This is a genomic window from Streptomyces griseocarneus (assembly GCF_014655595.1).
GTDB classification, from domain to species: Bacteria; Actinomycetota; Actinomycetes; order Streptomycetales; family Streptomycetaceae; genus Streptomyces; species Streptomyces griseocarneus.
On sequence record NZ_BNBL01000023.1, the window covers coordinates 1 to 21004 of the forward strand.

Consider the following 21004-nt stretch of genomic DNA (forward strand, 5'->3'; position numbering starts at 1 on the left):
CTGCTCCGCAGACACGACGCGCCGCCGCTACGCGGCGGGACCGTGCCCCGCTCCGCGGGGCAGCCGGCCACTCCGTGGCCGGGGTGATCCGCTCCGCGGATCACGGGTGGGTCGTCGTGGCGGTGACCAGATCGCTCCGCGATCTACTCCCCTCCCCGCCTTGGCTCGTTCTGAATCTACAACTCTGTTCGTAGTCAGGGTTGTTCGGGAAGGCGCCCGCTCCGCGGTCGCCTTCAGGCTGGCTAGAGCGGGCGAGGTGGGGGATTCCGGGTTTCCGCACTCGTGGGGGTTTCTCTGTCGCGCGGATTTTCTGGTTGCTGACTCCGGTGCTCTCAGCCGCTTCCATGGAAGCAGAAAACTATGGAAGTTTCGAGATGTCGGTGTCCCCCTCTTCAGGAGGCACGGGGTTGGGGTCTCGCCAGTCGTCCTGGAGGATCCATGCCATCAACTGGTCTTGTTCATAGGAGAGTTGACCAGAGTTCTGTTTGGTTCGGATCTTGCAGAGCCACGGGCCGATCATGATCCGTTCACCGTCGGCTTCGATCCATTCCCGGGCGCCGGGCGGGCGGCCCCAGCGTTCCACGAACAGGCGGAGGAGCCCGGCGGTCTGCTGGAAAGTACGGCGTGTCCGCTTCGCTGGCGTATCTGTCACCTTGCTTGCAGGGAGCGGAGCCTGAGCGGGGTTCAGTTTGAGATGGGTGAGAAGGCCACGCTGGCCGGGGTCCAGCTGGTCCCAGAGGACGTGCTGACGGTGCAGCCAGCTGCCGGCCTTCACCTCTTCGATCACCGTGTCACGGCGCAGCGTGGCGGGGTTGTGGCCGGCTTCGATGTGGCGTTTGAGGAGGTGGTATTTGCGGTGCCAGTCGGGGCCGTGAGGGAGTGTCCAGTGGGGGTCGAGGGTGGTGAGCTGGGCGTGGCGTTCGGGGGTGAGGCGGTTCTTGCGGGCGAGGGCGCGCTGGTCGATGAGGAACTGGCCGCCGGGTTCGTGGGCGGGGATGGCGAGGTGGCCGTGTTCTGTCTGGTAGGTGGTAACGGTGGTCAGGTGGCCCTGCCAGGTGGCTTCGTGGTCGTCCCAGATCATGCCGAGGGCATCGAGTTCGGTGATCCAGTCCTTGGTGAGGGTGCCTTGCCGGCGGGCAGTGCGCTGGCCGGTGATGAAGGTGCCCAGGTGGTAGCCGTAGGCGTCCTCGTAGTCCGCGGGAACGTGCAGGTGCTGGTGTTCGGTGTGGAAGCGGGTGGCGGCGGCCAGGCCGGCACGTCGGGGAGTGGAGAGGGCCGTTCCGTCGGCGGGCCAGGCGAGCAGGTCCATCGCGCGGGCGATGGTGTTGGGGTCGAGGGTGAAGTCGAAGCGGAAACGGCGCGTGATCATGGTGTGGGTGTCGCGTTCCAGGCGCTGTTTGGCGCTGGTGCGGGGCGCGCGGGCGGCGATGGTCTGGTCATGGTGGCGCAGGGCTGCGGTGACCAGCCACAGCGGCTCGTACGGGGTGCCGAGGAGGTTGGTGGGGTCGGCGCCGGGTGGGATGTAGGCGGGGATGACCAGGCTCGCCAGCTTGCTGTCCGTGGTGGGGGGTTTGCGCAGGGCGCGGCCCAGGGCCTGGACGATACGGCGGACGCTCGCGGTGCGGTCCGCGAAGACGATTGCGTCCACGGCCGGCAGGTCGACGCCTTCGCCCAGGACCTGGGCGTTGGTGAGCACCGCCCGGTCGGCGTCGGCGAAGTCGGTCAGGATGTCATGGCGCTGGCCTGGGGTGTGGGTGCCGTTGATGGACTGCACGACGAGGGCCTCGGTCCAGTCCGGGCGCTGGTCCTCGGCAAGGGTGCGCAGGGTGTGGGGGAACTGGCGGGCGAAGTCCGTGGCATCCGCGATCTGCTGGAAATAGACGATCGCGTGCTTGAGGTCGTGTTCTGCCATGGCTTTCAGGACGGCCAGGTGCAGGGCGGTCGTACGGCGCGCCGTCGGGCTGAATCCGGTGTGGGTGCCGGTGTCGGTGAGGGCGGTGCGCAGGTCGGTGTCGGTGATCGTGGGTACCACCAGCTGGTAGTCCGCGAGAACGCCCGCCTCGATCGCGTCCGCGTGGCTGAACGTGTGGAGGCGCGGGCCGAAGGTCTTGGTGTCCGTCATCGACGCGATCAGCGCGGGTGCGTCCCATTCCGGGGCCGTGGCCGCGGTGCGCCTCAAGACCGGGCGGGTAGTCGGCGGCTCCGTCAGACGTGGCGGCTCCCACTCATAGGGGGTCGCAGTCAGGTAGAGGCGGCGGTCGGCAGGAATGCGCTGGTTGTCGTGGAGGGCTGTCCACTCTTTGTCCCAGCTGCCGGCAGTGCGGTGTGCCTCGTCCACGACCAGCAGGTCGAAGACGGGTGCCGGGTGGCGGGTGTGCTGAGCCTGCTCGATCTTCGGCAGCGAATCCAGCGTCACGAACACCGTCGCCTGTTCGTTGCGGGCCAGCCACGACGCCAGAAACCCGGGGCTGTTAGTGCTGTGCGCCCCGGCACCCGCAAGAACCGGATGTTTGCTCGCCTTCAACGAGGAAACCGCCATCAACGGCTCCCGACGCTCATCCGCACGAGCGCTCCGGGCCCACTGCGCAATCAGATCCAAAGACGGCACCGCGACCAGCAGGTGACGGGCGTCCAGCGCCTCCGCAGTACGCAGCGCGGTCAGGGTCTTGCCCGTGCCACAAGCCGAGACCACGTGCCCGCGGGTATGGGGGCGGGCAAGGTGACGTACCGCGCTCTCGACCGCGGCCTGCTGATCTGGGCGCAGCACACGACGGCTAGCAAGGCGGGCCTGGGGCATGGCCGGGGTGGGAGTCACGGCCGCGGGCTCAGGGCTGGAGGGCATGACAGACCTCGGCTCACAACAAGGGGGCAGCCAGCGGGGTTCATCCTCCCGCACGTGAGCGAGCTGGCGCAGGGCAGACCCCTACACCTCGGCCCCCGTGTTCCAGACCGCCCGCCCGTACGCCAGCAGCGCGCTACCGGATCAGCTACCAGATCACGGCGCGAACCCAGCACGGCCGCAAGCAGCTCCTTCAGCCCGCTGCCGCAGCGCTGGGCTTACCACGGGTACGACCTACCATCACAAGAGGACGAGGACGGTAGACGGGGGCGCCCGGCTCCCTCCCTCGAAAAGGGGCACGGCTCACAGCCTCATACCTCACAACTCGGCTCCGTCTGCCTGCTGAAACAGTCTGTGAGCCCCACAGCTCACAGACCAGCGACCTCACAGAGGCCGACACGAGCACGAGGCGCAGCAAGGATTCTCCTTCCGCACCGTGAGCCGTAGCGCCCAGGCAGAGCGGCCGCCAGCAGCAGAATAGTGATCATTAAGTGCCTGATGCTGGATTCTCCTGCGATTCATAGACGCCAGGCCGCAACACCACCTTCATATCGAAGGGGCGCGGCGTTGTGACCTGTGTGCTCGGACTGCGGCAGGGGGCGACGGCTCATCCTTGGTGCGGCGGGGAGTCCACCGCATGTCTGAGGCTCCAGGGCCTGTAGCTGTTCTTAGGTTGAGTTGTTGGCGCGTTGCTTGTCGGCGAACCCTCGTCCCGGGGGGGGGGAAGAGGGTCCGTCCTCGCCGGTGTATCCCGTACGGAACTCCAGGCGATGGTGGTGGCAGGGGTCGGCAGCGCGCAGTCCTTGGGCGGAGGGGCCGAGGAGAGAGTGTCGCAGCGTCATCACACCACCCCATGGACCAGGGCTGCGAACCGCGGGCCATTCCCATCCGTCTACGAACGCCCCAGCACAGCCCGCCATGGACAAGCAGCATTACACCGAGAACTTTCATCCGTCGAGAACTCCTCGAGCGGGCCATGGAGCGTTTGCCGGCGCCGATCGCCGACACCGTCGAGGAGGTCGCCGCCTGGCCGTGGGCAGAGCACGAGCTACTCCTTCTCTGTCTGCTTTGCCCGTGAATCAGGATGGTGGTTGGGGTGACAGTGGTTGGGCTCACGTTGCTACGCGCTCTCCACGGCCCGGTCTCGACGGTCAGTGCCAGGATGTGTTCTGCCTCGCCGACCGTCAGATGCAGACTGCGGGAACGGGAGGGTCCCTTCTCCGGGCAGCGGACCCGGCATTCGTATCCGCTCCCCCCGCTCTCGTCGATGGCCACACACATGTGCATCGGCCAGTCACAGCCTTGAGCGCCCCACTGGAGGTGAAGATGGCGGCGTAGCGCGGCGAGCCGGTGATGTGGTGGCAGCGTGCGTTGGGCTCGGCAGCCGTCACAGCGCAACAGGTGTGGCACGCTGTCTGGCAGGGCCAGGAACTCCTTGCCCTGCCCTTCCTTGGTGTTGCAGCTACCGCACAGGGGTCCGCGGATCAGACCGTGTTCGTGGCAGTGGTCCCAGTCGGTGGCAGGCCGGGGCGTGCGGCATACCGCGCACAGGTATTCCCTGGCTCTTGGTCCGTGTTCGCGGACCCGGGAGTGGGCGATGCCCTTCAGTTCCTGCCGGTAGTGGCGCAGGCTTGCGGCGGAGCAGGCGGGGCACAGCACCTTCCAGCCGTTGGTGGTCGAGGTGCGCCAGGAGGAACTCTTGTCAGGTGCGCCGCAGCCGCTGCACGGGTGGGTGGTGGCTTTCAGAGCGGCTTCGGCTTCCTGCCATTGGTCGAGAATGTGGGCGAGGGTCCTGGGGATCAGCCAGGTGTCGGCTGTCCACACCAGCATGGGAACAGGAAGTGTGCAGGCAATGGCGTATCCCCCGTAGCGCTGGAGCAGGCCGTCGGGGGTCAGGCCGCAGGGCAGGCGCCAGTCGGCGGCGTCTCGTCGGCAGAAGGGCGGATCGCACGGGCAGCCGTTTTCCCGACGGGCGGCTTCACCCGCGCTGCGGATCGCGCTGTTGATCTCGGCTGGCCAGCCGGTACGCGCAGGAGCCTTCGGCTCTGGCCCGCTGTGTGCCTCAAGCCGTGGGTCGATGAGGTCTTCCGGATCCCAGGGCAGCGCAGCGATCTTCTGCCCGGCACCGCGGACATCCGGTTCCTGGAACGTCCACCGACCGGCATGCTTGTAGGCGCGCACTGGTATGTGCCCAAAGAAGACGAAGTCGTGCCCGGTGTCACGCTTATGCCGGAAGCGCTCCGGCGCCATGGGGATGGGGCAGCTGCGTGTCTCGTCGGCCAGGTACCGCACGGCCAGCTTCACACTGATCATGCCGCCAGCGTGACACCCACCGCTGACAACGAGTCCCCGGACGCAGACACCGAAGGCAACCCCGGCCGCTTCTCGACGGCAGCGAAGTCGTGGACGGCATCGTCGGGCACCGGCCGCCGACCGTGAGGTCACGGGGCGGTGGGTGAGGCTCTGCAAGGGCTGGGTTGCTATGCGGCGAAGCCGATGTTGGTGACGTACTCGTACTGGCCCCACTGCGAGCCCAGGTCGACGATCGTGTCGTCCCAGGCTGCGTCGAGGCCCTGGTGGTCGCCGGCTGCCCAGGAGCCGACGATGCGGTCCCAGCGGCGTACGTTCATCGTCCGGTACTCCACGACGCGCTGGAGCTGGCGGGGGACCTGGGACTGGTCGAGGGGGTGGATCTCCACCCGGGTTCCTCGTCCGTCGCGGTTCAGGCGCTTAAGGAGGTGCCGGGCGACGTTCTGACGGCGCACCGTTCGGTACGCGGCGTCGATCCTGGCCAGGTTGGCCTTGGACGGCCGGCGTTTGCCCTCCAGCCACGCCTTGAGCGTCCGGTCGGTGACCGTCAGCCCGGCCTCCTTGGCGGCCTGACGGCTCCTGGCCGACTTCGTCAGGTAGTGCAGGCGTGCCATCAGGCCGCGCCTGGTGGTGACGGGGGTGGCGATGCCGCCCGCGAGCTCGTCGAGCTTGCGGGCGACGGCGTCGCTGCCCTTGATGCCGCGGGCGCCGAACTTCCCGAAGTCGATGTTCCTCTCCGGCATTTACTCCTCCTCCCCTTCCGTCTCCATGTGCTCGGTGGTGCCGGATGTGGCGGTGTAGGTGTCCTTGACCTTCACTTCGGTAACGCCGCGGCCTTCGGGGAAGACACTGCGCCAGTCGCCGATGACGTGGAGTTCGTCGGTGCCCATCGCGCGCACCACGGTCAGGCCCTCGTCGTGGGCCCTGAGCGCCTTCAGCCAGAGGTTGGAGAACGCCTGGGAGCGGATGATGTGCATCCAGTCCGGGCGGTAGAGCTCCCTGTTGTAGTTCGACTCCCCCATCGTGGACACGAACTTGGAGTACATCGCCTTCACGTACTCCAGCGTCACCTCGTCGCCCTGCTCGATCGCGGTGTCGCGGGCGTCCTTGAGGACGATGCGGAACTTCTCCAGCAGGTTCTCCGTGGCGCCGGAGGTGTAGGACTCGTGGATCTGCGGTGGCGCGCACAGGCCGTACTTCGGACCGGACAGGCGCAGCAGGAGGCGCAGGGTGGGTTCGGTGACCCAGAGGGGGCCTGGTTCGTCGCGCTGGCCGATGGGGTTGGGCAGTACAGCGTCGTGTTCCCAGGGGGGCGGGGTGATCAGGTGCACGCCGGCGCGGCGGCGGTCGTGGGCGAGGCCGGTGGAGTGCTCGAGCTGGCCGAGCGGGAGGTGGGTTTTGAGGGCGGAGAGGTAGGCGCCGTTGATGTCGAGGGCGGTCACCTCGTGGCGGCCGGGTGGCAGTTCGTGCCGGGTCCACTTGGGGCGGGCTTCCCAGATCTCATCGGCGCCGCGGGAAGTCTGCTTCTTGAGGATGCCGGGAATCCAGGGGTGGGCGATCACGTCGTAACGGGCGCCCTTGCGGGTCTCGTCCAGCAGCCGCATCGCGTCCGGGATCGCCCGCTTCAGCAACGCAGCCGTCGCTGTTTCCACGTCGCCCTGGTGCTCGGCGAGCGCAGCCTTAACCGCCTGGCCGATCAAGTCCCCGGGGCCGGACGGTTCCTGGAACGCACGGCGGGCCGGGCCCTTGGAACGCCCGGGGGAACGCGTCGTACGCGGTGTGCGCGCCGGCGGCTTGCTGGTGTGAGCGGTGTCGGGCTGGGCAGGTGGCGCAGCGGGCTGGGCGGGTGGCGCAGCGGCGGTGGTCTGGCAGTCGGCCGGGTGAAGATGCTGGGCGAAACCCGCCACCCGGGTTCCGGCCGGATGGCCGCAGAGCACACACGGCTCGGGAGCGGTGAGGACCTCCACCTCGTCACCGTCACCGTCCTGCGGAGACCCGGCCGGCTCCGCAGCGGCCGGCTCAGCGGGCTCCGCGGGCTCCGCGGGCTCGGCGGGCTCGGCGGGCTCGGCGGGCTCGGCGGGCTCGGCGGGCTCGGCGGAAAAACCGTCAGCCACGGGGACGCCGGCTGACGGAGCAGCGGGGCCGGCAGCGGGAGCCGTCTCTGGTCCGGTCTCGGCCGCGAGCTTCGCGGCCAGGCCGTCGAGCAGGTACGCGTACTTCGTGCGGAGCTCGCCGGACGGCTCCCTGTCCTTCTCCCACCCCGTGACCGTGCTCGGGCTCACCCCCAGCGCGCGGGCCACCTGAGCCTTCGACAGGCGGGCCCGCTCCCGCAACTCCCGGCGCCTGTGAGGTACGGGGAGTTCGGCTTCCGGGCCGACGGCCGCGAGCAGCGAGTCGATCGCATCGAAGTCACTCACCGGCCCACTCCCTCGTCGGCGCCTGCACCGCGGCGCCGGGCGGCGGGCAGTGCCTCGCACGCCCGGGTCGGCCCCGCCAGCAGATCCAGCGCGGCGATCCCGTAGTGCTCGGCCAGGACGTCAGCGTCACGAAGACTCCACGAAGTGGCCCCGGACTGCCGGCGCGAGACCTGCGTCTGCGTCAGCCCGAGCACCGCAGCGATCGCCCGCTGCGACTCCCCCGTCGCCTGCATCAACGCGGCCACCGTCAGCCGCAACGACTCCTCCAGGCTCAGTCCCATAGCCCCTACCCTACCCGAAGAGTGATGCAAATTACGCATCAAAGTGTGGAAATAAAACTCATCTATGCGTCCAGCGCCTACTACCGGAGCGAGACCGGCCACCGCAGCGAGCACCGGAGCGCTGTTGCCGTGCCGCGCCAGGAGGAACGAGGCGGATCAGCCAGCGGCCCGCCATCCGGGGTGCAGACGGCGCCGGTGCCGGCGGTGACCCGGAGTCCGCCACGGGTGTGCCCGTCCTGGGCTGCCGGCCGCCCTTACACCGTGAACCGCCCCGCGTCGCCGGCCGCGTCCCCGCCGTACGCGACTGCCTCGCCCCGCCCCTGCTGTCCGCCGCCTCCGCCCACGAGCGGGACCGCATCACCACCCCGGGCCGGTCCCGGCCCACGACGGGCCGGCCATCGATGCCCGCCCGTCCCGCCAATGCGTCCTGGGACAGAACGTATCCGCAGGTCAGAGGCTGGGACGTCCCATGATTTCCGCACCGCCCGGCAACGCCTTGGCAGCCCCTGAGGCACGCAGGCCACACTCGTCACGCCCGGAAGATGCGACAGAGAAGGAGACCGCAATGAAGCGTCTGCTCAGCACCGCGTTCGCCGTCGTGGCCCTGGCAGGAACCGGAGCCATCACAACCGCCGGAAGCGCGTCCGCCACCGACCAGCCGGCCGCCGTGCGGACGGTGAACCTCAAGGGATGCAAGACGTGGAACGACAAGAACACCTTCGGTGCCAACTGCTCCGGCAGCCGGTCGTTCCTCGCCCTGGCCAGGTGCAAGAACGGCCGGGTCGTCCAGGGCGCCGAGGCCTACCCCGGTACGTGGTCGTACGCCTACTGCAGCTCGGTCGGATCGTCCCTGAAAACACCGGTCAGCAGCAACTCGTGGGTCGCCTACAAGTAAGCCGTCATCGCCCGCCGACCAGGCCGGCCGATCCGGCCTGAGAGCCCGCGGGTGTCTGGCGGACGGGTGCCCGTCCGCCAGACACCCGCAACACCCAGGCACTCTGCTGTCCCGACGCCACTGCGGAGGGGCCCGGCACCGCCTCGGACTTGATGGGCTGGTACTTCGCACCCTTCGACGACCTGCTCGACAGTGAACCGGGCCGGGACACGGCCCGAGCAGCTGAGCTCCCTCGGCAAGATGGCCGCCATCCTGGACCGGCCCGTACCGGTGGCCGACCCGGGACAGCCTCCGGCGGCCCATGCCCTCGCAGACCTTTTCCGGCGCAGCATCACGGGGGCATGTCCCCGGCATGGCGGGTCCACACCGGGACGGGCCGGGATTCAGCCGGTGACGTGTACCGGGGCCCGAGGGCCTACATGTGGAACAACGACCGCGACACAGCCACCCTGCGGGATGCCAGGGGGCGGCTCGTGGCATCAACGTCCTGGCACTGACCGCAGACACAGCGAAGCCCCGTCCTATTGGGCGGGGCTCCATAGCGCCGGCCAGCCGCCTGCGGCCGAAGGTGATACTCAGGCGAAGCAACGGGCGAAGTTACAGTCGAGGACTTCTCGCAACATTTTCAAGAAGCAGTCGAGCATGGACTCGATGGCCGCACGGTTGCGAGGCCAGCCAGAAACGGCCCGGGTGGGTACCGGGTTCGGACAGGCCAACGCGATACCCCGGGCCGTCGGCGTCGTACGCGACCTCGAACGCGAAGTCCGGCCAGGTGCCGAACCGGTAGCGTTCGCGTACCTCCTCCCGTCCGTCCGACGGCTGCCCTCGATCGGCGTCATGCATGGCGCCCAAGGTGGCATGCACCGCGCCTGGTGTTGTCACCGGTACGCAGTAGACGCCGTCACCCTTGAGGCTGCAGTCGCGGAGGATCTTCCAGTTCTTCATGCGCGCGAAGCCGTGCTCGACGCGTGCCCGCACCCGGCGGTGGGAGGCGTTGTGCTGTTCCTTCCACTGCGGCAGCCGTTCCGGCCCGGCCTGCCGGCGGTGCGGGATGAGCAGTCCGGTGCCGCGGTATCCGCCGTCGGCGATGACGGTCGCGTCCCCGCAGGCTGCCTTGATGCCGAAGTCGGCGAAGGCGGTGCAGTTGTTGGGTTGCCGGGCAGGGGCCGGCCGACGACGAGCACGAGCTTGGTATCAGCCTTGATGAGCACCTGCGTGTTCGTCGAGTAGCGGTGGTTCTTCGAGGAGGCGGCGACGGACCGGTCTCGCGTGGGTACCAGTGTTCCGTCCACGATGAGCACGTCATTGCTGCCCGGCCTGCGTTTGGCAGGCGCGAGGGTCAGCAGTGGGCCGTGCCGCTTGATGATCCGGCCGACCGCCGCGGTGGAGATCTCGAACAGCGGGGCGAGCTGCAGCATGGACAGGTTCGTGCGGCAGTACATCGCAGCCAGCAGCACCCGGTCCTCCAAGGACAGCGACCACGGGCAGCCTGGCCGGCCGGGATCCAGAGCCTGCCCGCCAGCCCGGTGGACAGCCTTGACCAGCCGCTGGACCTGCCGTGGGCGCAGCCCGGTGAACACCTCGACGAACTCACGAAGCTGAGCGGAGACCACCTGCACGACCAGACCAACGCAGACCAACCAGCACGGTTACGAGAAGATCTTTAGGCGCCACGCGAACTAAAAGCCAGGCATGGCGACCGGAAGTGTCTTCACAGCCCACTATCATTATCCTCAGAGGCGTCACGGTATCGATTGTTGGAGGTTGCATCTGACAGGAGATTTTCGTTTTCTCCTCCCTGCCTCGCCTCCCAGTGTTTAACAGGGCGCCATCTTTCTAGATCAGACTCGGCGTGCCACTGCCACGGAGAGACCAACGCCCACAATGCATTCCATGACACTTTGACATCTAGCTGCAGCATCAACTGCGCCTCATCATCCCGTCCTGAGCAAGCCAAAGCATGCTCGAGTGCAGTAACGAGGTGCACTGTCGCAGTTCTAATGGAACGCGCTAGCTGACGCTCGTCAGACCCACGCTCCGCACGCGCAAGCCGCTCGGTTCGATTTGCGAGAAATGCCTCGAGACGCTTGATATCGGCAACACCGATATCTTTGGCGTAGCAGAGAATTCGTCTTGTTGCCTCTGGATTCGTCACATCATTTACCTGCACATGGACTCACAACCACCAGCCATCCCCCACACCTCGTCAACGAACTTCCGGATGCACACGCATGGCGTACAGGGGCCGACCTGAATCCCGTACCGCCCGCTGACCGGCTGAGCCAGCCAACCCGACGTTATCCGGCACATACCAAAGATGACAACGATCTTCTTTTAGCCACTGGACTTTCGCATTCCGAACTGCATGCAGTAACCATCCGTCTGCGACATGGACACAACACCACTGCTCAGCAGCCAGCGAGGAAAAGAGCCAAACGGCGTCGACGAAAAGGAAGTTGCGGTCAACGAGGCGCTCGTCGCACAAGGCCGTCACCCGCGCGACAACAGGAACCCACGGAGACACAAGCCGTCGAACACATCACCCTGAGTAATTGCTCACCTCCGCGAGGACCGGTGTTGGTAGCTGGTTGCGTGTTGACTTCGCCGGAAACGCTCCGGGCAATCGCCACCTCGCCCCCAGCCGGGCAGGCCACCGGCTGTGGTGGGGAGATCGGACCAACTGGTACCGGCCCCTGCCAAGGTCAAAAATGCGCTCCATCACGAGCCCAAGGCGAACACCTCCACTCGCTCGGGGCATCGCCGGGGGCCCGACCGGCTGGACGGCGAACGCACGGAACCGGCGCGGAAGGCACGGCGGGACGACGACCAAAGCGACAGCCGGAAACCCACAACGGGCGGCCAACAGGGCGGGGACGACACCAGAGCGCCGCAGGGCGCGGACGACAAGGCAGAGCCCAGCAAGCGGCTGGCCCGCTAGACGGGACGGAGAGCCCAGTGCGGGGACGCGAGGGACGGCGTGGGCGGCGAGCCGGCCGGGGGCAGGGGCGGAATTCTCATACATCTGCGGGACTCTCATCTAACCTGCGGCACTGCAGGTCAAGCCCTACTGCCAATGCTTGAGACCCACCACCGCGTGTCTCATCTACCTGCAGCATCCCAGGTCAGAGAGATGCCCCTACCGCAACAGAAACAAAACTCACAGCCGGCACCGAACTGGCCAAGCTCAGTCATCAGCGCGACGCCGGTCTGTATCTCGTCCGCCGTCCAGCCCGTGATGTCGAGCAGCAGGCCGTCGAGCGGGGTCGAGGTCGTGGCCTTTGTAGGCTTCGATACCGCGGGCGGCACACGCTCGACCTCCAGCTCGGCCTGTACCTCGCGCTCCGTCACGTGTCGCCCGGACAAGCAGAGCAGGCTCGGTGGCGGGCAGGTAGCGGTCCCGCTTGCGTGCCGCGGATCGTTTCAGGGCCCGGCGCAGGGCTACGCTGTGCTCGTCCCTGCCAGCCATCGTCGCTGAGGAAGGCCTGGCCCAGGTAGCGGTTGCCGCGGAAGATGTACAGGTCGATCTCGTGGGCGTGGTGCGGCATCCACCGCACCTCGACGACCTTGGTGCGGTGCGCGTCGGCCCGACGGGCCGGTGCATAGGGGACGGTGCAAGTCGAGGACGGGGGTAGGCCGGCACGCACCGGTCCCGGTCTACCCCCGAATTCAAGGCATTCTGCTCATGCTGTTGAGTGAACGCCCAAGGTATCGATCTGTCACCTCACATAGCTGCAGTTCCTGGTGGTGCCGCCGACGTAGTCACAGATTCGGAACTGCACGTCTTTCATGATCAGGCCATCGCTGTTGAGATCGACCGAAGTCACACTCGAGGCGATGGTTCCCCAGGACTGGCCGCCGACCCACCGTTCGGACCTGGCGTCCCACGCCTTCCCCTTCGTCTGAAGGCGGAGGCCGTACGAACAAGTCTTACTGGTGGTCAATTCGCCCCAGATCTTGAATCCGGCATGGCCGCCAAAGTGCCCGACTTTCTCGTATCCGTAGTTTCCCTCTGCCGCAGCGCAGCCCGATGTAGTTGAGCCTGCGATGTGGTGCTCTTGCGCTACTGCTGTGGTCTGGGCGAGTCCGATGCCGAGCACCGCCATGGCAGCGGTGAGGAGGACACGGACTTTCGTTGTCGTCACGAGTACACCCTTCCTGTTTTGTTGAGCTGTGGACCGTTCGCCGGGAGTTCGGCATCCGCCGGCACGGGCGGGCAGCGCGGAACACGTATCCAGCCAGTCCAGTCCCACTGCCGTTGAGCAGTTGCAGCCGGTGGCCCGTGTACGGGGTGCTCCGCGCGCGGCGTGTGTCCAGATTGCTGCGGAGTCTGGGCGGTCGCCTTGTATAAAGGCGCACTCTGTCTACGAGAGTCGACTGACACACGCACGGTACGAGGGCGCAGTGGAGGGGGAAACGCCCATGGAGTCGATGAACAGGGGCGAGTACGTGGAGCGTCGCTCCTCGAAGCGGTTACGGGATCAGGTCGTGATGTACAGGGGTCATCGCACCGCAGGACCAGTACCGCTCAGGCGAAGTCTTCCCTCGGCCACTGTGACGTTGTTCCTGGGCTGGGGAGATCCCTTGCACCTGCTTCACGAGACCCGGAGCGCTCGAGCGCAGCGGACGACGTGGCATGCGACGCTCGCCGGGCTGCAGACATCGTCGCTGAAGGGGGGCTTCGAGGGCGCCGCGGAGGCGGTCGAGATGGACTTCACTCCACTCGGCGCGTACATGTGCCTGGGATTGCCACTGCATCACCTGGCCAGCTGCCACCTGCACCCAGATGAGGTGCTGGGCACCGGCTGGTCAGCGCACCTGACCGAGCAGCTCATTGCAGTGCCGGACTGGGGCAAACGCTGGGCGATTATCGAGGACGCCCTGGCGCGGCGGATGGTGGATGCTCCGCCGACTTCGGCAGTCGTTGCCGAGGCATGGAGCCGACTACGCGCCTGCCACGGGCGGCTCTCTACCAAAGATCTGGCTGCCGCGACGGGGCGCGGCAGCCGGCAACTGCAGGTGCTCTTCCGCGAGCAGATCGGACTGCCCCCGCAAACGGTCAGCCGGATTCTGCGGTTTCAACGAGCGCTCACGCTACCGTTCGACGCCTGTCGGTCGCTGGCTGATCGGGCGGCTCTGTGTGGTTACTACGACGAGGCACACATGAACCATGACTTCCGTGACCTGGCCGGACTCACTCCCGCACAGCTATGCGTTCTCGCTGATCACGCCGCTTCCGAAGGCGAGGGTGCTATCGATGGACGACTGCCCATTGTCTTCGATCGCTGAAGTGGGTAGACGGACACCACGGGGGCCGAGGGCAGGCTGGTGATCAAGGTGAGGCCACGACGGTCGTAGCTCGCCATGGGCCCCGGCGAAGCCGGCGCAAGCATCGCGGGGCGGCCGCCGCACGAGTGCCTGGGAACGGAACCGACGCAGGACGCGGCACCGGGCACTGGCCAAGACGGCCGCGTCGCTCACGGTGGCCTTGGCCGCCTAAGGGCTCCGGGGACGTACGCCACGGTCCCTGCCTCCGGGCAAGTCACCGCCACCCTCACTCGCGCGGATGCCCAGTTGGTGACCGACGCACTGAACACGCGCCGGGCTCCCGCGACTGCGCCATCGCGGCCGCGGTGCCGAAGGTCTCAGACGCGGCTGTAAGGGCAGCGACGGCAGTCGCTGAGCGGCGTGAGGGCTTCAGCTGTCCAGGGTCAGCTTCCGGTTGGTGCCAGAGTGCGAGGATGTCGACGTCAACAAGCACCAGGCCGTGGCGGGCGGCGAAGGCCGGGCTTGTTTGGTGAACTTGAGCGAGGCGACGATCTGTGACCTGTCCGACCTCGTCAGGGGCTACATGGACCCATCGCGGCGTAGCGTCCTAAGCGCCGGCCTGTATTCGGCAGCCCTCATGGTGCCGCTCCACCCCGCCCTCGGCGACCGTCTCAAGGCCTCCGTCGAGGCTGCCAAAGCCGGTCGTACGATCAAGATCGGCCCCGGCGAAGTGGTCACCGTTCAGCGTATGACCGACCACACCGCGAACATCCTCGACGAGCTCGGCGGCGGGCACGCACGTCCCATGGCGGTCGCCTTTCTCGCCGACACCGTCATCCCCTGGATCACCGCCGATGCCCCGCCGACCATCCGCCAAGCTTTTCTGTTCGACGCCGGCGGGTATTGGGAACGCAGGGCCCCCGCCCCAGCGCCACATGATCTTGTGACACCAGCCCAACCAGGGGGTTCACCACCCTTCACCGCAGGTCAGACGCGTGACACCCGACCCTGTCACAAGAACATGTGACACCCCAGCCGGCATCAGCCCTCGGGTGCCGAACGCGGCGTGGGGTTGACTACTCGTTCGGGTGCACCGCGTGCACGGCGGAGCTCCGGTAGAACGAGGGTTCTCACGCCAACTCGCTTTTTGGTGGGCTTCGTACGTACCTCTGTTCTCAGGCCCGTCCTGTCCACCATGATGAAACGCGATGGGCCATGTACCCGGGGCTCGGGCGGGAATTTTGGCTTCCGGTGCGCACCTGCTGTCCCCTACCGATTCTCGGGGCAGGGAAGTACGGCGTGAGGAGGGGTTGGTGTCAGCAGTCGGGGCTGGTGCTGGCGGTGGAGCAGGCATTAGGCCTTTGGAGGAAGGTGATCCGGAATGCCTGGGGTCGTACATGCTGGCGGGGAGGCTGGCGTCGGGCGGAATGGGGCGTGTCTTTCTCGCAAGGTCCCTTCGCGACGGGGGGCTGGCTGCTGTTAAGACTTTGCTGGCGGAGGGCGAGATCAGTGCCACTGACCGGAAGCGTTTCGCACGAGAGGTGAAGGTTGCCCGGCGGGCAGAGGGGGTGCACACCGCGATGGTGCTGGACGCGGATCCGGATGCGCCTCGCCCGTGGATGGCGACGGAGTATATTCCGGCTCCCTCTCTGACAGAGCTGGTGCGCCGTGCCGGACCGTTGACAGGGGCGGCTGCCCGTTGGGTGACGCGCGGGACGCTGGAAGCACTGGCTGAGCTGCATCGGCACGGCATTGTGCACAGGGATGTGAAGCCGCACAATCTGCTGCTGCCACTGGGTGGTCCTCGGCTGATCGACTTCGGGATCTCGCATGCCAGTGATCTCACGCGCACGCAATTGACTCTGGGCACGATGGCCTTCACCTCCCCTGAGCAAGCCCGAGGTGAACCGTCGACGGCTGCATCCGACGTGTACTCGCTCGGTGCCACGCTCTTCCATCTCGCCGTCGGCCGCGCCCCCTACCCGCCCGGCATCGAGATGCCGCTGCTGCTGACATATGCGGCAGAGGCGAATGTCGACCTGGCAGGCCTCCCGGATGAACTCGTCCCCGTCGTACGGGCATGTCTGGCACTCGCCCCTGACGACCGGCCACGGGTCACCGACTTACTGGATCGTTTCACCTTCGAGCTGGCCGAGATGCCGACAGCGCCGGATGCGAGCGGTTGGCTGCCTGCACCGTGGGCCCGGATCATCGAGGAATATGCGCACCAGGGCCGCGAGCTGGCCGCCGGCCGTGTAGACGAGCACACCCGCATCCTCGAAGAGCGGACCAAGGTGCTGTCCGCCGCAGGCGACTCGGCTGCTGGGGCGCAGGTTCAGTCCACGCCTCCCACGGATATGAGGCATGGTCGCGGCGGGCGTATTATTGTCCGCTCGGTAAGGCTGATTATGGCCAGCATCCTCTTATTCCTGGCTGGTGGACTCGCATACGGCTACTACCGGGTACAGCAGGCGAAGGAGCCTGACTCGGCCGACCGTGCTTTCGCAGCTGTGCCGTCGGGCACGTGCGTAAGCACCGGCTTCAGCACCGACGGCGTATGGATGGCTCCCACGCCCGAAACGGTCAACTGTGCCTCACCCGAGGCCCTCTGGCGGGTGATCTCTACAAGCAAGGGCCGTCTCGCGGAGCGCTGCATGGGCACGGACGGGGCGGTGCGCTGGACTCGCCAGAGTCCGGCGGGCATCATCAGCCTCTGCCTGGAGCGCCAGTTCACCCAGGGCGAGTGCGTTGTCGGCGATGAGCCTGTGAGTGGCATCACGCTGAGGGTCGTTCCCCTCAAGGGGGCTTACATGTTCGCCACGAATGTCAGCTGTTCCGCCTCTGCTCCGCAAGGTTATGCGGTGCTGCGGGTGGCGGCGTACGGCCCAGCCACCGACGGCTGCCCGGCACAGAGCCAGGTCCGGTACGAGTTCACCGAGCGTGGACGGTTGCTGTGCCTGACCTCGGTGTGATGCCGCACGCGCTGCACCGGTCCGATCCCGCTGTCCTGGGCCCGTACCGCCTCGTGGGCCGGCTGTCATCGGGCGGGATGGGCCGGGTGTACCTCGCAGTCCGAGCCGGCACAGCGGAGCTGGCCGCCGTCAAGACACTGCTCGTGGAGAACGACATCAGCACGGCTGACCGGGCACGGTTCGCACGGGAGGTCGCGGTGGCCCAGCGGGTGGCCGGACGGCACACCGCTCGGGTGCTTGCCGCCGACCCGGGGGCAGCATGGCCATGGCTGGCAACCGAGTACATCGCGGCTCCCTCTCTAGGCGAACTCACCGCCAGGGGCGGACCCGCCGACCCTGGCACGGTAGCCCGCCTCGCCCGTAACTGCGCAGCGGCACTGGAAAGCCTGCACGCCGCTGGGGTAGTCCACCGCGACCTCAAACCGCACAACCTCCTTCTGACACCCGACGGCATCCGGATCATCGACTTCGGCATTTCGCACGCCACGGACCTGACCCAGACCCGGCTGACCCTCGGCACTATCGCGTATATCGCTCCAGAACAGGCACGCGGCATGCCGGCGACGCCGGCGAGTGACATCTACGCGCTCGGCACCACGCTGTGCGCCGTAGCCACAGGCAGACCGCCCTACCCCCAGACCGGTGACCCCGTGCAGTTGTTGGCGCTCGTCTCCCGCGGTGCGGTGAACTTCTCCGGAGTACCCGACCCGCTCCTCGGGCTGGTCCGAGCATGCTTGGCAGCAGACCCAGCAGACCGCCCACAGAGCGCCGAAGTGCGTGCGTTGGCAGATGAGACCGAAATCGCCGGCCCATCACTCGGCCAGGTTCTGCCCGGCCTCCCGAACTCCTGGGCGAGGATCATATTCGCGTATGACCAGCAGGGGCGGGAACTCCGCAGGCAGCATGCACTGCGTGCGGACGTACCTGCTCCACAGACAGCGGTGCCGGCACGTCGCATCGCCGGGCTGACACCGAGAGGATGGCGGGCAGCATGCAGCCTCTCGGCGAACCTCGTAGCCCTTGGCTGCCTGACCCTCGGCGGCCTGGCCGCAATCGTCATCGTCATCTTCATCGCGGCACAGGGTGTTCTCTGGTGACGCGGCTGGGTGGTCCGCCGGCGAAGCCCGAACAGACGACCATCACGGCCGGCGGATCGTCGTCGCAGTTACTCCTGTAGGTAGCAGTGCAGGGAGGTCTTCGGGATGTCGGCCTGTCGGCGGCGCCTGAAGGTCCTGACCGCGGCCGCGTATGAGCCCGAGATGCCGGTACTCGCCGGTCTGCGCATCGAGGCAGGTCATGAGGGGGTGACCCTGACCGCGACGGACCGATACCGGCTCTCCGCTCGAACCCTGGTGCCGGCTGAACCACCGAGCCAGACATGGGCCGGCACGGTCAATGGCGACGAGCTGCGGGCTGCGGTCGCGGCGAGCCGCCGCAGCCCGCTGGTGCGACTGGAGGCGGTCTCGAACGGGATCTGGTTCCGCGTCGCCGACCGCGAGGACCGGCACTGTCGGTTGCTGCCCGAGGAGTTTCCCGACTATCGGCTGATGCTCGCGTCATTGGGCGAGGTCACGACTCGTGCGAGCGTCTCGAAGAATCTGCTCCTGCGAGCCCTGGAAGAGCACCCCGGCGAGCGCATCGGGCTGCATGTTGCTGACCACGGAGTGAGCGTCATGTCAGCGGACGACGGGCGCCCCGACTTCCCACTCCCGGCCACCGCGGCGGGCCGGGCCCTCCAGATCTGGTTCGAGCTGACCACGCTCTATCCCGCCGTGAGCACGGCGATCGGCCCCGACGTACTGCTCGACCTACAGGGACACGACCAGCCCGTCACGATCCGCTCTGCCGATCGTGGCGATCTCACCACCTTGGCCATGCCCATCAAGTCCGACCACTCCGCCTTACAACGGCTAACACAATGAGCTGAGTTGCCGGTGAGTGATGAGGCAGCAGGCGAGTTTTTCAGGAACGCCTCGTGGATGTCGGCCCGCCGTTCCCGGCGGATCCGCAGGCGTCGGAAGCCGTGCAGCCAGGCAAAGGTCCGCTCGACCACCCACCGGTAAGTTCCCAGGCCAGTGCCGTTCCGGGTTCCGCGTCTGGCGATGGCCGGCACGATGCCGCGAGCGCGGACCTGGTCGCGGTAGATGTCGTGGTCGTAGCCGCGGTCGGCGAACAGCGAGTCGGGCTTACGGCGAGGACGGCCGACCCGGCCACGGACCGGCGGGATCGCGTCGAGCAGCGGCAAGAGCTGAGTGACGTCGTTGCGGTTGCCGCCGGTCAGCAGGACAGCAAACGGGGTGCCATGCCCGTCGGTGATCAAGTGGTGTTTTGAGCCTGCCCGGCCCCGGTCGACCGGCGACGGGCCCGTCTGGCTCCCCCTTTTAGCGCCCTGACGTGGGTAGAGTCGACCACGCAGCGCGACCAGTCCAGCTTCGCCGCCGCGTTCAACCCGGCCAGCAGCACCTCGTGCAGCCGCTGCCACACTCCCGCCTCGTTCCAGTCCCGCAGCCGACGCCAGCAGGTCATGCCTGAGCCGAAGCCCAGGTCCTTCGGCAGGTACTCCCACTGGATCCCGGTGTGCAGCACGTACAGGATCCCGCACAGCACCTCCCGGTCCGGTAGCCGCTTGCGGCCCGGATACCGGAACCGGCGCTCGTTGCACGGCAGCAGCGGCTCGATCCGCTCCCACAGCTCATCCGACACGATCCACGGCGATGCCCCCACAAGCCGGACAACGCTCAACCCACCCGCCAGACACGGCCACCAGCAACAACCAACCTCATTCTGTTAGCCGTTGTTAGAGATCCAAGGCCATGCTAATCCCCCTGTGCCCCACACACGCCGTGAGGCTACTCCCCCGCCCGCTGGCGCAGCCGTGATCGCGAACATCTGGTCCGGAGTAGCCGAACGACTGTCCGAGCGCACCGCAGCACTGCTGATGAGCCCCGCCTTCGGCTTCTGGCCCCTGGGGGCCGCCTGCTCGATCATCTCCGGCCAAGCCACCCTCGCCGGGTGGGTACACCGCGCCACTCGGTTGTCGTCCGTGGCACAACTGCTGGGCCTCGCGGTCATCCTGCTACTCGTGGCCGCGTCCGGCGTCATGGCCCAGCAACTGACACCCGCCGTCCTCCGCCTGCTGCAGGGCGACCTCTTGCAAGCCAACCGCTTGTGGCCACTGGCCCCAGCCAGGCGACGGCTCACCGCGCGCCACCGCCGCCGATGGGAGGCGCTGAACGATCGGTGGCAGAAGCTGATGCGGCGGCGTGAGGTGTTCAACACCCGTGAGAGCGGAGGCGAGAACCCTCTCAGCCCAGAGGAGAAGGGCGAACTCCGCGAGGTGGAGGACGAGCTCCCCGATGCGGAACACCGTCTGGCCGCTTATCCCACACACCCCGGCCACCTGCTGCCCACCCGGCTGGGCAACATCCTCCGCGCCGGGGAGACCAAGGTACGCGACAAGTACGGCCTCGACGCTGTGCACTGCTGGCCGACCCTGTGGCTGCTTCTCCCAGAGCAAACACGCCAGGAAGTGGGCGCCGCGCGGACCGCACTCGACACCGCCGCTGCCTGGTGGCTGTGGGCGGCGCTCCTCGCCGTCTGGGCACCGATCAGTCCCTGGGTCCTCCTTGTCGCCGCGGCAGGCATCGTTCTCGCCTACTCATCCCTCCTCACCAGGGCGGCCCACTACACCGAGCTGCTCGTCGCAACGTTCGACGTGCACCGGGCCCTGCTCTACGACCTCTACGACTGTGCCACCTGGGCTCGACCAGGCCTCGGGACCGACGAGAGGGCATGGGGCGAGGCGCTCACGGCCGCCCTCTGGCGCGGCCCATCCGAGGCACCCTCCCCCAAACAGATCACCGGCGGTTCCAACCGGCCATCGTGACCGGCAGCGACTGATCGGCCCCCGGGTATGGGGCAGTGGTGGGCCGCGGTTGGGAAGCCGCCTCCGTCTCGGGCGACTTCGGCCGCACAGCGCGGGCCGCGTTTACGACGCCTCTACGGGTTGGCGATCGACACCGACA

At 67.4% G+C, this 21004-nt stretch carries 15 protein-coding genes and 2 pseudogenes; 7 read left to right on the forward strand and 10 right to left on the reverse strand.

Translation table 11 applies throughout. The features are described 5' to 3' along the window. Nucleotides 1-358: 358 nt before the first annotated feature. The 5 genes from IE295_RS32625 to IE295_RS32645 all read right to left on the reverse strand — a co-directional run bounded on the left by IE295_RS32625 (nucleotide 359) and on the right by IE295_RS32645 (nucleotide 7847). On the reverse strand, nucleotides 359-2842 hold the full coding sequence (locus IE295_RS32625) for a DEAD/DEAH box helicase (RefSeq protein ID WP_190067427.1): 2484 nt from the start codon (nucleotides 2840-2842) through the stop codon (nucleotides 359-361). Between the two features lie 543 nt (nucleotides 2843-3385). After that, nucleotides 3386-5152 (reverse strand): endonuclease domain-containing protein, encoded by a 1767-nt coding sequence (locus IE295_RS34610; RefSeq protein ID WP_190067428.1) that lies wholly within the window; start codon nucleotides 5150-5152, stop codon nucleotides 3386-3388. A 167-nt stretch (nucleotides 5153-5319) separates the two neighbouring features. After that, nucleotides 5320-5892: a transcriptional regulator gene (locus tag IE295_RS32635; RefSeq protein WP_190067429.1), complete on the reverse strand. Its 573-nt coding sequence runs from the start codon at nucleotides 5890-5892 to the stop codon at nucleotides 5320-5322. Next, nucleotides 5893-7566, reverse strand: coding sequence for a helix-turn-helix domain-containing protein (locus tag IE295_RS32640; protein WP_190067430.1), 1674 nt, complete (start codon nucleotides 7564-7566; stop codon nucleotides 5893-5895). Next, nucleotides 7563-7847: a helix-turn-helix domain-containing protein gene (locus tag IE295_RS32645; protein WP_190067431.1), complete on the reverse strand. Its 285-nt coding sequence runs from the start codon at nucleotides 7845-7847 to the stop codon at nucleotides 7563-7565. Before IE295_RS32645 ends, IE295_RS32640 begins: the two co-directional genes overlap by 4 nt. Nucleotides 7848-8412: 565 nt before the next feature. Between IE295_RS32645 and IE295_RS32650 the strand changes: the two genes are divergently transcribed. Beyond that, nucleotides 8413-8742 (forward strand): hypothetical protein, encoded by a 330-nt coding sequence (locus tag IE295_RS32650; protein WP_190067432.1) that lies wholly within the window; start codon nucleotides 8413-8415, stop codon nucleotides 8740-8742. 597 nt (nucleotides 8743-9339) lie between these two features. Here IE295_RS32650 and IE295_RS34695 read toward each other — a convergent pair. The 4 genes from IE295_RS34695 to IE295_RS32665 all read right to left on the reverse strand — a co-directional run bounded on the left by IE295_RS34695 (nucleotide 9340) and on the right by IE295_RS32665 (nucleotide 12884). Then, nucleotides 9340-9801, reverse strand: a complete 462-nt coding sequence (locus IE295_RS34695) for a transposase (protein WP_506005295.1) — start codon at nucleotides 9799-9801, stop codon at nucleotides 9340-9342. After that, nucleotides 9684-10355, reverse strand: a complete 672-nt coding sequence (locus IE295_RS32655) for a transposase family protein (protein WP_506005294.1) — start codon at nucleotides 10353-10355, stop codon at nucleotides 9684-9686. Before IE295_RS32655 ends, IE295_RS34695 begins: the two co-directional genes overlap by 118 nt. Before the next feature lie 1486 nt (nucleotides 10356-11841). Then, nucleotides 11842-12063, reverse strand: a complete 222-nt coding sequence (locus tag IE295_RS32660; protein ID WP_224323663.1) for a hypothetical protein — start codon at nucleotides 12061-12063, stop codon at nucleotides 11842-11844. 395 nt (nucleotides 12064-12458) lie between these two features. Next, nucleotides 12459-12884 (reverse strand): hypothetical protein, encoded by a 426-nt coding sequence (locus tag IE295_RS32665; protein ID WP_190067433.1) that lies wholly within the window; start codon nucleotides 12882-12884, stop codon nucleotides 12459-12461. 409 nt (nucleotides 12885-13293) lie between these two features. Between IE295_RS32665 and IE295_RS32670 the strand changes: the two genes are divergently transcribed. The 5 genes and pseudogenes from IE295_RS32670 to IE295_RS32690 all read left to right on the forward strand — a co-directional run. Further along, complete coding sequence (locus tag IE295_RS32670) at nucleotides 13294-14028, forward strand: helix-turn-helix domain-containing protein (protein WP_190067434.1); 735 nt, start codon at nucleotides 13294-13296, stop codon at nucleotides 14026-14028. A gap of 436 nt (nucleotides 14029-14464) precedes the next feature. Beyond that, on the forward strand, nucleotides 14465-15034 hold the full coding sequence (locus IE295_RS32675) for a hypothetical protein (RefSeq protein ID WP_190067435.1): 570 nt from the start codon (nucleotides 14465-14467) through the stop codon (nucleotides 15032-15034). A 370-nt stretch (nucleotides 15035-15404) separates the two neighbouring features. Then, a complete protein-coding gene (locus tag IE295_RS32680; RefSeq protein ID WP_224323662.1) occupies nucleotides 15405-16979 on the forward strand; it encodes a serine/threonine-protein kinase in 1575 nt (524 codons plus the stop codon). Beyond that, the gene (locus IE295_RS32685; RefSeq protein WP_224323661.1) at nucleotides 16979-18076 is read left to right on the forward strand and encodes a serine/threonine-protein kinase; all 1098 of its coding nucleotides are present in this window, start codon (nucleotides 16979-16981) and stop codon (nucleotides 18074-18076) included. The genes IE295_RS32680 and IE295_RS32685 overlap by 1 nt, the downstream gene beginning before the upstream one ends. 129 nt (nucleotides 18077-18205) lie before the next feature. Continuing rightward, nucleotides 18206-18901: pseudogene (locus tag IE295_RS32690) on the forward strand (DNA polymerase III subunit beta family protein); the annotation flags it as partial. Between the two features lie 98 nt (nucleotides 18902-18999). Here IE295_RS32690 and IE295_RS32695 read toward each other — a convergent pair. After that, nucleotides 19000-19703: pseudogene (locus IE295_RS32695) on the reverse strand (IS5 family transposase); the annotation flags it as partial. A gap of 151 nt (nucleotides 19704-19854) precedes the next feature. On the opposite strand from IE295_RS32695, the gene IE295_RS32700 reads away from it, so the two are divergent. After that, a complete protein-coding gene (locus IE295_RS32700; RefSeq protein ID WP_190067439.1) occupies nucleotides 19855-20865 on the forward strand; it encodes a hypothetical protein in 1011 nt (336 codons plus the stop codon). The last annotated feature ends 139 nt before the right edge of the window (nucleotides 20866-21004 follow it).